We start from the raw sequence: 12,990 nt of genomic DNA on the forward strand, positions 1-12,990 counted from the left end.
CGCTTTCCTGAGCACATCCTGAAAGCGCTTTCTCACCCTGTCAAGACCGTTGCGAGGAAAGTCCCTCCGGCTCAGGAAGCCGGGTCGTAGGCGCGGACCGCGTCGAGGTACTCGGTGATGGCGTCCCGGTTGCGGAGCAGGCATTCGGCGCGCCGGGTCATCCGGTCGCGTTCGGCTTCCAGGGTTTCGAGCATCTCCGCGGTCGCGTCCGGGAAGTAGATCTGCCGGGGTTTGTCCAGGCACGGCAGGATCTGCTTGATGATCCTGGTCGGCAGCCCGGCGTCGAGCAGGCCGCGGACCTGGATGACCCGGTCGACCGACGGCTCCGCGTAGTCACGGTAGCCGTTGGGCAGCCGCTCCGAGACGATGAGACCCTGCTCCTCGTAGTACCGCAGCAGACGGCGCGACGTACCCGTCCGCTCCGACAACTCCCCGATCCGCATGTGCGCCACCTCACCCCGGCCGACTTGACCTTCACATCTATGTGATGGTTCGAGCATACGGAGCATGACCGCGAAACTCCCACTCGGCGCCCTGCTCGCGCTGACCACGGCGGCGTTCGTCACCGTCCTCACCGAAGCCCTGCCCGCGGGGGTGCTGCCCGCGATGAGCGCCGGGCTCGGCGTCAGCGAAGCGGCGACCGGGCAACTGGTGACCGTGTACGCGATCGGCACCGCGCTGACCGCGATCCCCCTGTCCGCCGCGACCGCCGGCTGGCGCCGCAAACGCCTGCTCCTGACCGGAGTGGCCGGGTTCGCCGTCGCCAACACGGTCACGGCGCTGTCCACGAATTACCCGCTGACCCTCGGCGCGCGATTCGTCGCCGGGATCGCGGCGGGCGTGGTCTGGGCGCTGCTGGCCGGTTACGCCCGGCGGCTGGCGCCGGAACCGGTGCGGGGCAAGGCGATCGCCGTCGTGATGACCGGTATCCCGCTCGCGCTCTCGCTCGGCGTCCCCGCCGGCACCTTCCTCGGCGGCCTCGTCGGCTGGCAGGTGACGTTCTCGCTCATGTCGGCGCTCGCGCTCGGCCTGCTCGGCTGGATCGCGCTGGCCGTCCCCGACTTCCCCGGGCAGGAGAAGGGCGGCAGGCTCCCGGTGCGCAGGACCCTCGCCGTGCCCGGCGTGACCGCGGTCCTGTTCGTGACGCTGACGTTCGTGCTGGCGCACAACATCCTCTACACCTACATCGCCACCTTCCTCGAACACGTCTCGATGGGCGGCTCGGTCGACCGGATCCTGCTGGTGTTCGGCCTGGCTTCGATGGTCAGCATCTGGTTCGTCGGCGTCCACATCGACCGGCGGCTGCGGGCGCTGACCGTGGCTGGCACCCTTCTCGTGGCGCTCGGCGCGACGATTTTGGCCCTGCTGGGCGAAAATCCACCGCTGGTCTATGTCGCGGTGACCCTGTGGGGGCTCGGCTGGGGCGGGATCCCGACGCTGCTGCAGACCGCCGCCGCGCAGGCGGGCGACAAGGGCGGCGCGGCGGACATCGCGCAGGCCATGCTGGTCACCCTGTGGAACGCGGCGATGGCGGGCGGCGGGATCGCCGGTGGCGTCCTCCTCGACGGCTTCGGCGCCGAGTCGTTCCCCTGGAGTGTCCTGGTGTTGCTCGTGCCGGCGCTGGCCGTGGTGCTGGTGGCGCGGCGGCACGGGTTCACAGCGGCAGTTCCGGATGACTCCGGATCGCCTCGAGAACCAGGTCGACAGCGGCGCGAGGCGCGGACCCGCGCCTGATCGCCGCGGTGATGGAGCGGTCGACCGGCGTCGCGAGCTCGCGGGTGGCGACGCGGTATCGCTTGTCGACGGCGAGGCCGGGCAGGAGCGCGATCGAAAGCCCGGCCTCGACGTGCTGCAGGGTCATCATGTAGTTGCTGAACCGGGCGATCACGCGCGGCTCGAAACCGGCTTCGCGGCAGAGCCGGGTGGCGAGATTGGCCATGTACGACTGGGGGACGTCGAACGCCCAGGGCTCGCTCGCGTAGGCGGCGAGGTCGGCGGGGCCGCGGCCCGCGGCCGGATGGGCGGGCGGGACGACGAGCACGATCGGGTCGGTCGCGAGCGGCACCAGGTCGATGTCGGGGCCCAGCGGCTGCTCGACGAAGTCCGTGGTCGTGATGATGACGTCGGCGTCACCGACCCGGAGTGCGGGCATGCTCACATGCGGTTCGAGTTCGAGGAGTTCGATCTGCAGGCGCGGATGCGAGCGCGCCAGCCGGTTCACCGCGGGGACGGCGATGGTGTGGATCGAACTCTGGAAGGCGCCGAGGCGGACCAGGCCCGCCGGGCCCTCGCCGAGGCCGCGCAACTCGGCCTCGACGGTGTCCATGTGGTCGAGGATCTCCCTCGCGCGGCGGGCCAGCATCCGCCCGGCCGGGGTCAGCCGGACGCGGCGGCCGGTGCGCTCCAGCAGCCGCGTACGCGTCTCGGCCTCGAGGACCGCGAGCTGCTGGGACACGCTCGACGCGCTCAGGTTGGCCGCTTTCGCGACCGCGCGGACGGTGCCGAGCGTGTCCAGCCTGCTCAGCAGGCTGAGCCTCCAGGGATTGAGCATGGCGCCATTGTTGTACGGATCGGCCGAACAGCACAGCCGGAATCGTGAGATGGACGTGTCGCTCGGCGAGGTCCTACCGTCGAGACATGGCTGCTCCGATCACCGACCTGTCCACCGACGGCCGTTTCTGGGCCGACGCCGACCGGCACCTCGTGCGCTACGCCGGGGCCGGCGATTTCACCCGCGAGATCATCGACCACGCCGCCGGGAGCTACCTGTTCACCGAATCCGGGCGACGGATCCTCGACTTCACTTCGGGACAGATGAGCGCGATCCTCGGGCATTCGCATCCCGAGATCGTCGAGACCGTGCGACGGCAGATCGGCTCGCTGGACCATTTGTTCAGCGGGATGCTGAGCCGCCCCGTCGTCGACCTCGCGCGACGGCTGGCCGGGACTCTGCCGTCACCGCTGGAAAAGGCGCTGCTGCTGACCACGGGGGCGGAGTCGAACGAGGCCGCGATCCGGATGGCGAAACTCGTCACCGGGAAACACGAGATCGTGTCGTTCGCCCGGTCGTGGCACGGGATGACGCAAGCGGCGGCGAACGCGACCTACAGTGCGGGCCGCAAGGGATACGGGCCGACCGCGCCCGGCAACTTCGCCATTCCCGCGCCGAATTCCTATCGGCCGGACTTCCTCACCCCCGATGGGGAACTGGACTGGAAGTGGCAGCTGGACTTCGGGTTCGAGATGATCGACGCGCAGTCCGTCGGCAGCCTCGCGGCGTGCATCGTCGAGCCGGTCCTCAGCTCGGGCGGGATCATCGAGCCGCCGGCGGGTTACTTCGCCGCCCTTCAGGAGAAGTGCCGCGAACGCGGGATGCTGCTGATCCTCGACGAGGCACAGACCGGCTTGTGCCGCACGGGAAACTGGTACGCGTTCGAACGCGACGGCGTCGTTCCCGACATCCTCACGCTGTCCAAGACGCTGGGCGCGGGCCTCCCGCTGGCGGCGGTGATCACCAGCGCGGAAATCGAGCAGGAGGCGCACGACCGCGGCTACCTGTTCTTCACCACGCACGTCGCGGACCCGCTGGTGGCGGCCGTCGGGAACACCGTGCTCGACGTTCTCACCCGCGACCGGCTCGACGAACGCGCCACCGAACTGGGTGCCTTCCTCCGCCGGGGCCTCGACGACATGGCCGCCCGTCATCCCGTCATCGGCGACATCCGCGGGCGGGGCCTGCTGGTCGGGGTGGAACTCGTCGTGGACCGGGCCACGAAACGCAGCTCCGACGAACTGGGCGCGCTGGTCACGCGGCGGTGCCTCGAACTGGGGCTGCACATGAACATCGTGCAATTGCCGGGGATGGGCGGGGTCTTCCGGATCGCTCCCCCGTTGACGGCCACCGAAGACGAACTGGCGGAGGGGCTGAGCACCCTGGACAAGGCGATCGGGGACGTCAGCGCGCGCTGGGCTTGAGGCGAGTCTCGTGAGTGGTAAGGACGGTTAGAACCGTCCTTACCACTCACGAGGCGCTGAACTCGCGAAGCAACCGAGCGACCTCGCCCGGCCGCTCCAAGAACGGCGAGTGTCCGGCGTCCTCGACGACCTCCACGCGAGCCCCGACCGCGGAGTACCGCGCGAAAGTCTTGTCACAGTCGTAAAAGCGGTCCCGGCGCCCGAGAATCACCAGGCACGGCAGCGACAGGGCCGCCACTTGCGCATCGAGAGGACGAAACGCGAGCAGCCGCGCCCGTTCCACGAGCACCACCCGGGCCATCGCGGGCGCGGTGACGGCGTGATCGGCCAAGTCCTGCAAGGGATCGCCGAACCAGCCGGCTCGGCGGAACCGGGAAGCGAACCGGACCCACCTCCGGTCGGCGACCTGCCGCACCAGGGCGCTGACCATCGGCAGCAGCACCGAACTGCCCGGCGGAAAGGACGCGTAGCTGTAGTCCGGCGCCTGTCCGATCAGGACCACGGAGCCGGCTCGCGGTGAGATCGCGGCCAGCGCCAAGGCGACGTCCGCACCGAAGGAGTGACCGGCGACCAGGACGTCCTCGACGCCCAGCGAATCGAGGACGGCGGCCACCATGCGCGCCTGCGACGCCGCGTCGAAACCCGAAGAACCACCGGTGCACCCGTGACCCAGCAGATCCACCCGGATCACGTGATGCGTCGCGGCAAGGCCGAGCGTGAGCCGGTCGAACCAGTGGACCGACCCGCAATACCCGTGCAGCAACAGCAACGGCGGCCCGGCACCGTCCTGCCGCACGTGGACGGCGACACCGTTCACGTCGAGGATCTCGCCGATGGGGGAACGAAACACGCCCCAGCTTAGACCCGCGCGCTCTCCCTGCTGCGGGACAACAGGAAGGCCGCGATCCCGGCGGGGAAGAACATGAGCACGCCGTAGACCCCGGCGGGTACGGCCATCGCCTTGTCGCCGAGCACCGAATACGCCACCGCGATCGCGAGTGTGGCGTTGTGGACGCCGATCTCCATGGCGGACGCGATCGACTGCCCGCGGCTCACCCGGAACAACCGCGGCACGTAGTACCCGATCGCCAGGCTGAGCACGGAAAGCGCCAGCGCCACCGGTCCGAGCGTCCAGATGTTGTCCACCAGGGTCCGGAACTCCTGCGCGATCGCCGCCGCGATCACCAGCACGAGCACCACGGCCGAGCCGATCTTGACCGGTTTGCGCATCCGCTCGGCCCAGCCGGTGAACCGGTGCCGCACCGCCATCCCGATCACGACCGGGATCAGCACGATCGCGAACACCTGCACGAACTTCGCGGGCTGGAGCCCGACCGAGGCGCCGCCGTCGAGGAAATGGGCCATCGACAGGCCGACCACCAGCGGCAGGGTGAACACGGCGAGTACCGAGTTGATCGCCGTGAGCGTGACGTTGAGGGCGACGTCACCGCCGGCGAGGTGGCTGAAGAGGTTCGCCGAAGTCCCGCCGGGCGAGGCGACGAGCAGCATCATGCCGACCGCGAGGACACCTTCGAGGCCGAACGACAGGATGAGGCCGACGCAGATCACCGGCAGCACGATCATCTGGCACACGAGCGCGATGACGGCGGCCTTCGGGTACTTCAGTACCCGCGTGAAGTCGCCGACGGTCAGGGTCAGGCCCAGCCCGAACATGACCAGTGCCAGCGCTACCGGCAGGAGGATGGAAAACATCGCCGAACCCATCGAGGGGCCTCCGTCCGATATGCCCTTTTCAGATCGGCAATCGTGTCAAGCGGCGTGACCGGGGTCAAGGCACCGACACCCAGCCGTGACCCCGCCCGATCGGCGCCGTAAGGGTTCGGTAACCGGCCGAACCGGGCGATCCGGACGGTTCACGCGGTTGAATGTCCCCCATGAAACGCAAGCGGGTACTCGCCGTGGTGGCGGCCGGTCTGGTGGTGGCGGTGGCCGCGGGCCTCTACTGGTTCCAGCCGTGGAAGCTCTGGGTGAACGAAACGGTCCAGGAGGCCGCACCCGTCGTCGCCCAGCCCTCGGTTCAACCGACGGCCCAGCCGTCGGAAAGTGCCACGCCCGCCCCGAAAGAGCCCTCGGTCGTGGCCACCGGCGCCTTGATCAGCCACGAGCACGCGACCACCGGTGACGTCCGGATCCTGCGCGCGGCCGACGGATCCCTGGTGCTGCGCCTGGAGAATCTCGACACGAGCAACGGCCCGGACCTCCGTGTCTGGCTCACCGACGCGCCGGTCATCCCCGGCAAGGACGGCTGGTTCGTGTTCGACGACGGCGCGTACGTGAGCGCCGGGAAACTCAAGGGCAACAAGGGAAGCCAGAACTACCCACTGCCCGCCGGCACCGATCTGGCGCGCTATTCGAGCGTGTCGATCTGGTGCGACCGGTTCAACGTGTCCTTCGGCGCGGCCGCGCTTACCAAGGTTTAGACGAGGCGGTCCACCGCGTACTCCATCTCCGCGCGGACGGCACGCAGGTCGATTCCGCCGGGATCGATGATCGAGGCCACGGCGATCCCGCGCAACTGCCCCACCAGCGCCGCCGCGTACGCGTCGGGGTCGCGGACGCCGGTGATGGAGCCGTCCGCGAGTCCGGCGGCGACGGTCTGCGCGATGGCGAACCGGTACCGGCGATCGGCCTCGGTCATCGCCGTCCGCACCGCCGGATCGCCGACGGTCGCGTCCGTCCAGAGCACCACGAACGCCCGGTTCAGCGGCGGCATGTCGGTGAGCAGCTCGAAGAAGATGTCCAGCAGGGCGCGCAGCATGTCCATCGGGCTCGGGGTCAGCCCGCCGGTCCGGGTGGCGACGGCGGCGCTGAAGGCGTCGGCGAACTTCTCCGCGGCGAACTCGACGAGCCGCTGCACCAGCGTCTCCTTCGAGCCGAACAACTGGTAGACGACGCCGCTGGGATAGCCGGTCCTGGCGCAGATCATGCCGATCTTGAGCCGGGCGAAACCTGCCTCGCCGATCAGCCGGGCGGCGGTGTCGAGAATCCGGGTCCGTGCGATCTCCTGGTCACGCTGGACCTGGTGCTCCTCCGCAGACGAGTCCACGGCGCGATCCTCCCATGACTTCCGGTTCGTCACCTGTCGACGCGGCGTTACGATCCGGACATGAGGATCGCCTTCGCCGCCGACGACCGGAACGCCACCACGGACGCCGTCCAGGCGTATCTCGCCGAGGCGGGCCACGAGGTGCTCCGCCCCGCGGCGTCGGATGTCTGGCCGGAGCTCGGCGCGGCGGTGGGCCGGGCGGTCGTGGCGGGCGAGGCCGATTTCGGTGTGGTGATGTGCTGGACCGGGACGGGGACGGCCATCGCGGCCAACAAGGTCCCCGGCGTTCGCGCGGCGCTGGCCTGGGACACCTGGATCGCCGCGGGCGCGCGTAAGTGGAACGACGCCAATGTGCTGGCGATGAGCCTCAAGCGGCTGGCCCCCGACGTGGCCGTCGAAATCACCGACGTGTTCCTTTCCGGCGTCCTGCCCGACCCCGACGAATCCGCGAATATCGCCCGGCTCGGCGAAATGGACGAATTCCGCCGGTGACCGGCACCGAACCAGTGAACGGTTAACGCTGTCGAACGTATTAGGCCGTTCGCAGGAAAATCACCACTCTACGTAGTGACGCTTCCCATATTGGTCCAGACCACGTACCGTCTCCCGCAACAAAGCGTTTCCGCATGGAGGTGGTCGATGAAGACGCATCCCCGCCTGCCCGGCTCCGGCCGCGGCAACGCGATGTCGCCGATTTCCCTTTGACGAAATCATCTCCAAGATCATTTCCCTGCACCGGGTTGTAAGGAGTGAAATGTCGAGAAAAAGATGGCATCTGGTCGGCCTGTTCACGGCCGTGGCGGCGCTGGCGGTCGGTCTGGTGACCGTGCCGGCGAACGCGGCGGGCGGGGTCGGAGCCACCCTGACCAAGGGGTCGGACTGGGGCTCCGGCTGGGAAGGCAAGTACACGATCACGAACAACTCGGGATCGAGCCTGTCCACCTGGACGGTGGAGTTCGATCTCGCGGCGGGGCACTCGATCGCTTCGCTGTGGGACGGCAGCTACACCGTCTCCGGCCAGCACGTGACCGTCAAGAACACCTGGAACGGCAACCTGTCCAACGGCGGTTCCACCAGCTTCGGCTTCAACGTCAAGTACTCCGGCGCCTACACCGCGCCCGCCAACTGCAAGATCAACGGCGGCTCCTGCGATCCGGGCGGCGGTAACCCGACCACGACGCCGACCACCCCGACCACCACGACGTCCAATCCCCCGACGTCGACCAGCACGAGCAACCCGCCGACCACCACGACCTCGAACCCGAACCCGGGCGCGAAGAAGAACCTCGGCTACTTCGTGCAGTGGGGCGTCTACGGCCGCAACTACCACGTGAAGAACATCCACACTTCCGGTTCCGCGGCCAAGCTGACGCATATCAACTACGCGTTCGGCAACGTCACCAACGGCTCCTGCACCGCGAACGACGACACCTACGCCGACTACGACAAGTTCTACGACGCCGCGTCCAGTGTGGACGGAGTCGCGGACTCGTGGGACGCCGGCTCGCTGCGCGGTAACTTCAACCAGCTGCGCAAGCTGAAGAAGATGTACCCGGGCCTCAAGGTGCTGTGGTCGTTCGGCGGCTGGACCTGGTCCGGCGGCTTCGGCCAGGCGTCGAAGAACCCGGCCGCGTTCGCGGAATCCTGCTACAAGCTGATCAAGGACCCGCGGTGGGCCGACGTCTTCGACGGTATCGACATCGACTGGGAGTACCCGAACGCCTGCGGTCTCACCTGTGACACCAGCGGCCCCGCCGCCATCAAGAACGTGGCACAGGCGCTGCGGACCAAGTTCGGCTCCTCGTTCCTGGTCACCGCCGCGATCACCGCGGACGCCAGCAGCGGCGGCAAGATCGACGCCGCCGACTACGGCCCCGCGTCGGCGTACTTCGACTGGTACAACGTCATGACGTACGACTTCTTCGGCGCCTGGGCGGCGCAGGGACCGACGGCCCCGCACTCGCCGCTGACGTCGTACCCCGGCATCCCGCAGCAGGGCTTCAACTCCGACGAGGCCATCCAGAAGCTCAAGGCCAAGGGTGTCCCGGCGAGCAAACTGTTGCTGGGTATCGGTTTCTACGGCCGAGGCTGGACAGGCGTCACCCAGGCCACCCCGGGCGGCACCGCGACCGGCGCGGCACCGGGCACCTACGAGGCGGGTATCGAGGACTACAAGATCCTCAAGAACAGCTGCCCGTCGACCGGCACGATCGCGGGCACCGCGTACGCGAAGTGCGGCAACAACTGGTGGAGCTACGACACTCCCGCGACCATCAACGGAAAGATGGGCTGGACCAAGAACCAGGGTCTCGGCGGCGCGTTCTTCTGGGAGCTCAGTGGTGACACCTCCAACGGCGAACTCGTCACGGCCATGCGCAACGGCCTGAACTGAGAGGTCGACAGTGGTTAAGCGGACTTGGATCCAGGCCGTGGGCCTGGCCGCCGCTGCCGCAACGGCCGGCGCGGTCCTCGTGATCGCGCCGGCCTCCGCGGCGGGCGGCGTCGGCGCCGCCTTCAGCAAGGGCTCCGATTGGGGCTCCGGCTGGGAAGGCAAGTACACGATCAGCAACAACTCGGGGTCGAGCCTTCCCTCGTGGACGGTCGAATTCGACCTCCCCGCGGGGCACTCGATCGCTTCACTGTGGGACGGCAGCTACTCGGTGTCCGGCCAGCACGTGACGGTGAAGAACACCTGGAACGGCAACCTTTCCAACGGCGGTTCGACCAGCTTCGGCTTCAACGTCAAGTACTCCGGGGGCTATGTCGCCCCGGCGAACTGCAAGATCAACGGTGGGTCCTGTGATCCGGGCGGCGGCGGTCCGACCACGACGCCGACCACGCCCACCACCACGACCTCTCCGACGACGACCACGAGCAACCCGCCGCTGCCCGGCGGCCGTGGTGCGCCCTATCTGTACATGGGCTGGGGTAGCCCGCCGAACCCGCAGACGGTCATGAACGCGACCGGGATCAAATGGTTCACGATGGCGTTCATCCTGTCGTCCGGTGGCTGCAACCCCGCCTGGGACGGCAGCCGTCCGCTGCAGGGCGGCGCCGACGCGAACGCGATCGCGCAGATCAAGGCCGCGGGCGGGCAGATCGTGCCGTCCTTCGGCGGGTGGAGCGGCAACAAGCTCGGCCCGAACTGCTCGACGCCGGAAGCGCTCGCCGGGGCCTACCAGAAGGTGATCGACGCCTACGGCCTCAAGGCGATCGACATCGACATCGAGAACACCGACGAGTTCGAGAACGCGGTCGTGCAGGACCGCGTGCTGAACGCGCTGAAGATCGTGAAGGCGAACAACCCCGGTATCCAGACCATCCTCACCTTCGGCACGACGACCAGCGGCCCGAACTCCTGGGGCAACCGGCTCATCGACCAGTCGAAGGCACTGAACGCCGGGATCGACGTCTACACGATCATGCCGTTCGATTTCGGTGGTGGCGCGGACATGTACGGGAACACCATCCGGGCCGCGAACGGTCTGCGGGACAAGCTGAAGTCGACGTTCGGGTGGAACGACGCCACGGCGTACGGCCACCTGGGCATCAGCGGGATGAACGGTCTTTCGGATCAGCGGGAACTGACGAGTCTCGACACCTGGACCCGGATCACCGACTGGTCCAAGACGAACAAGATCGCCAGGCTGGCGTTCTGGTCGACCAACCGTGACCGGGGCTGCCCGAACGGCGGAGTCGCCGAAAACTGCAGTGGTATCGCACAGAACGACTGGGACTTCACGCGGATCACCGCGGCCTTCTGACGTCCCTGGCCGGGGCTCCCCGGAACCGCGGGCCCGCACCGATGCTGCACGGTGCGGGCCCGCTCCTTCGTTCCACGCATTTAGTCCTCTGAATGCGGTACATGCACACGCAAGGACCGCATTCAGAGGACTAAATGCGGGCTTCGCTGGCTCCGGAGGCCGCGCGAGCGGGTTGCGAAAGCCACTTTCGCAACCTTCAGCGTTGCGAAAGTGGCTTTCGCAACGCCTCCCGGCCCGGTGACCGACCCCCGCAAGCCCTGTAAAGTACGTGAAGGCCCCCTTCACTGCGTCTAGCGCAGTGAAGGGGGCCTTCACGTACTACAGCTGCGATCAGGGCAAAGCGTTCAGGAACGGCTCGTGCGCGTTCTGGAACTCCCACCCGTAGTACCGGTCCCAGTTGATCGACCACGTCATCAGCCCGCGCAACGACGGTGAAGCGCCGCCGCGCAAGGAATACGACCCACAGCCGGAATTCTTCACCAGGCAGTTCAGCGCCGAATGCACCGCCGCCGGCGCGGTGTGCCCGTTGCCCGCGCTCACCGCGGCCGGCAGGCCGAACGCGATCTGGTCCTCACGCAGCCCCGGGAACCGGAATCCGGTCGAGGACACCGTGAAACCCGCCTTGATCATGTCGGTCATCGCGATGTGGAAATCCGCGCCGCCCATGAAGTGGTACTGGTTGTCCAGCCCCATCACCGGCCCGGAGTTGTAGTCCTGGACATGCAGCACGGTCAGCGCGTCCCGCATCGCGTGGATCACCGGGAGGTACGAGCCCGTCCGGTTGTCGGCGCCGCCGAGGCCGCCGTAGTACTGATATCCGGTCTGCACGAAGAACGTCTCCGGCGCCATCGTCAGCACGAATCCCGCACCATAGCGAGCCTTCAACGTCTTCAGCGCCGAGATGAGATTGACGATCACCGGCGTGGTCGGATTGCGGAAGTCGTTGTCGCCGGAGTTGAGGTACAGCGAATGTCCCTCGAAGTCGATGTCGAGCCCGTTCAGCCCGTACCGGTCGATGATCGCGGACACCGAGCTGACGAACGCGTCGCGGGCCGCGGTCGTGGTCAGCTGCACCTGCCCGTTCTGGCCACCGATGGAGATCAGGACCTTCTTGCCCTGAGCCTGCTTCGCGCGGATCGCGGCGATGAAGTCCGTGTCGCTCTCCACCGTCGGGCATTCCGCGACCGGGCACCGCGTGAAGCGGATGTCACCGGAGGTCACCGAAGTCGGTTCACCGAAGGCCAGGTTGACGATGTCCCACGCCGCCGGGACGTCGGCCATCCGCGTGTAGCCGGAACCGTTGGCGAAGCTCGCGTGCAGGTAGCCGATCAGCGCGTGCTTCGGCAGGCCGGTGTCGACGCAGCCGGAGGTCGTGGCGCCCGCCTCCGTGGTCTTCGGCGACTCGCCCGCACTGTTGTAGGCGGCCACCGAATAGCTGTGCGACGAACAGGCCGTCAGTCCCGAGATCGTGGCCGAAGTCCCGGTCACCGTCGCGACCACCTTGCCGGCCTCGTACACGCGATAGCCGGTCACCGTCCCCGCGGAGGCGCCCCACGAGAGCGCGATCGACGAGCTCGTCACCGCGCCCACGGCCGGATTCCCCGGTGACGGCGGCGCGCCGGGGGTGCCACCGCCGGGTCCGTCGAGGCTGATGTCGTCCGCGTAGTAGGTGCCCGACCCGTACCAGCCGTGGACGTACACCTCCGCCGTCGTCTGCGTGGCCGACGTCGTGAACGACAGCGACAGCTGCGTGTAAGCGGTCGCCGCGGTCCAGGTCGACGGCCCGCCCGTGACCCCGAGGTACACCGGGTTCCCGTTCACCCAGGCCGAAACCGCGTAGGTCGTGTTCGGCCGGACGGATACCGTCTGTGCGCATTTCCCGATCGTCGAACCGGGCGTGACCGAAACGGCGTAACCGCCGGAACGGACCGGCGTGGTGACGGTCGCGCCCGCCGCGCAGGTCCAGCCGGACGTCGAGCCCGCCTCGAAGCCGGGATTGAGGAGCAGGTTGGCCGCGCTCGCGGTGCCACCGCCGGTGATCAAGCCGGTGAAGGTGAGCACCAAAACGGCCAGAAATGACAACGATCTGGAACGCCTCATCGCGATTCCTCCGGGAAAGGGCGGCCTGCCGCCGCACTGGGCTAATTGTCTAGACCAATCCGGCGAAAGTCCATACCCCGGCGG

The 12,990-nt window shown here is 68.0% G+C and carries 12 protein-coding genes; 6 read left to right on the plus strand and 6 right to left on the minus strand.

The genetic code is table 11. The annotated features are described in order from the left end of the window. Nucleotides 1-71 precede the first annotated feature (71 nt). Entirely contained in the window at nt 72-443 is a 372-nt protein-coding gene (locus ACZ3HL_RS31150) for a MerR family transcriptional regulator (protein WP_465418386.1), read from the minus strand. A gap of 64 nt (nt 444-507) precedes the next feature. On the opposite strand from ACZ3HL_RS31150, the gene ACZ3HL_RS31155 reads away from it, so the two are divergent. Next, entirely contained in the window at nt 508-1,734 is a 1,227-nt protein-coding gene (locus ACZ3HL_RS31155; RefSeq protein WP_465535055.1) for an MFS transporter, read from the plus strand. Here ACZ3HL_RS31155 and ACZ3HL_RS31160 read toward each other — a convergent pair. Then, on the minus strand, nt 1,655-2,551 hold the full coding sequence (locus tag ACZ3HL_RS31160; protein WP_465418382.1) for a LysR family transcriptional regulator: 897 nt from the start codon (nt 2,549-2,551) through the stop codon (nt 1,655-1,657). The two genes, ACZ3HL_RS31155 and ACZ3HL_RS31160, sit on opposite strands and share 80 nt — an antisense overlap. 86 nt (nt 2,552-2,637) lie before the next feature. On the opposite strand from ACZ3HL_RS31160, the gene ACZ3HL_RS31165 reads away from it, so the two are divergent. Further along, nucleotides 2,638-3,975 carry an aspartate aminotransferase family protein gene (locus ACZ3HL_RS31165; protein ID WP_465535056.1) on the plus strand — a complete coding sequence of 446 codons (1,338 nt, stop codon included), beginning with the start codon at nt 2,638-2,640 and terminating at the stop codon, nt 3,973-3,975. 46 nt (nt 3,976-4,021) lie between these two features. Here the strand turns inward: ACZ3HL_RS31165 and ACZ3HL_RS31170 are convergent, their stop codons facing one another. After that, nucleotides 4,022-4,825 carry an alpha/beta fold hydrolase gene (locus ACZ3HL_RS31170; RefSeq protein ID WP_465418377.1) on the minus strand — a complete coding sequence of 268 codons (804 nt, stop codon included), beginning with the start codon at nt 4,823-4,825 and terminating at the stop codon, nt 4,022-4,024. A gap of 8 nt (nt 4,826-4,833) precedes the next feature. Beyond that, complete coding sequence (locus ACZ3HL_RS31175; protein ID WP_465535057.1) at nt 4,834-5,688, minus strand: bile acid:sodium symporter family protein; 855 nt, start codon at nt 5,686-5,688, stop codon at nt 4,834-4,836. Nucleotides 5,689-5,870: 182 nt separating this feature from the next. Between ACZ3HL_RS31175 and ACZ3HL_RS31180 the strand changes: the two genes are divergently transcribed. Next, entirely contained in the window at nt 5,871-6,416 is a 546-nt protein-coding gene (locus ACZ3HL_RS31180) for a DM13 domain-containing protein (RefSeq protein WP_465418373.1), read from the plus strand. Here the strand turns inward: ACZ3HL_RS31180 and ACZ3HL_RS31185 are convergent. Then, nucleotides 6,413-7,042, minus strand: a complete 630-nt coding sequence (locus ACZ3HL_RS31185; protein WP_465535058.1) for a TetR/AcrR family transcriptional regulator — start codon at nt 7,040-7,042, stop codon at nt 6,413-6,415. The two genes, ACZ3HL_RS31180 and ACZ3HL_RS31185, sit on opposite strands and share 4 nt — an antisense overlap. A gap of 60 nt (nt 7,043-7,102) precedes the next feature. On the opposite strand from ACZ3HL_RS31185, the gene ACZ3HL_RS31190 reads away from it, so the two are divergent. The 3 genes from ACZ3HL_RS31190 (at nt 7,103) to ACZ3HL_RS31200 (ending at nt 10,806) form a co-directional block, all read left to right on the plus strand. After that, nucleotides 7,103-7,534, plus strand: a complete 432-nt coding sequence (locus ACZ3HL_RS31190; RefSeq protein ID WP_465418369.1) for an RpiB/LacA/LacB family sugar-phosphate isomerase — start codon at nt 7,103-7,105, stop codon at nt 7,532-7,534. Nucleotides 7,535-7,796: 262 nt separating this feature from the next. Further along, the gene (locus ACZ3HL_RS31195) at nt 7,797-9,434 is read left to right on the plus strand and encodes a glycosyl hydrolase family 18 protein (protein WP_465418367.1); all 1,638 of its coding nucleotides are present in this window, start codon (nt 7,797-7,799) and stop codon (nt 9,432-9,434) included. Between the two features lie 10 nt (nt 9,435-9,444). After that, complete coding sequence (locus tag ACZ3HL_RS31200) at nt 9,445-10,806, plus strand: cellulose binding domain-containing protein (protein WP_465535059.1); 1,362 nt, start codon at nt 9,445-9,447, stop codon at nt 10,804-10,806. Between the two features lie 330 nt (nt 10,807-11,136). Here ACZ3HL_RS31200 and ACZ3HL_RS31205 read toward each other — a convergent pair whose 3' ends face one another. After that, nucleotides 11,137-12,906: a chitinase gene (locus tag ACZ3HL_RS31205; protein WP_465535060.1), complete on the minus strand. Its 1,770-nt coding sequence runs from the start codon at nt 12,904-12,906 to the stop codon at nt 11,137-11,139. Nucleotides 12,907-12,990 lie beyond the last annotated feature (84 nt).

The sequence above is a fragment of the Amycolatopsis sp. NPDC000009 genome (assembly GCF_055563465.1).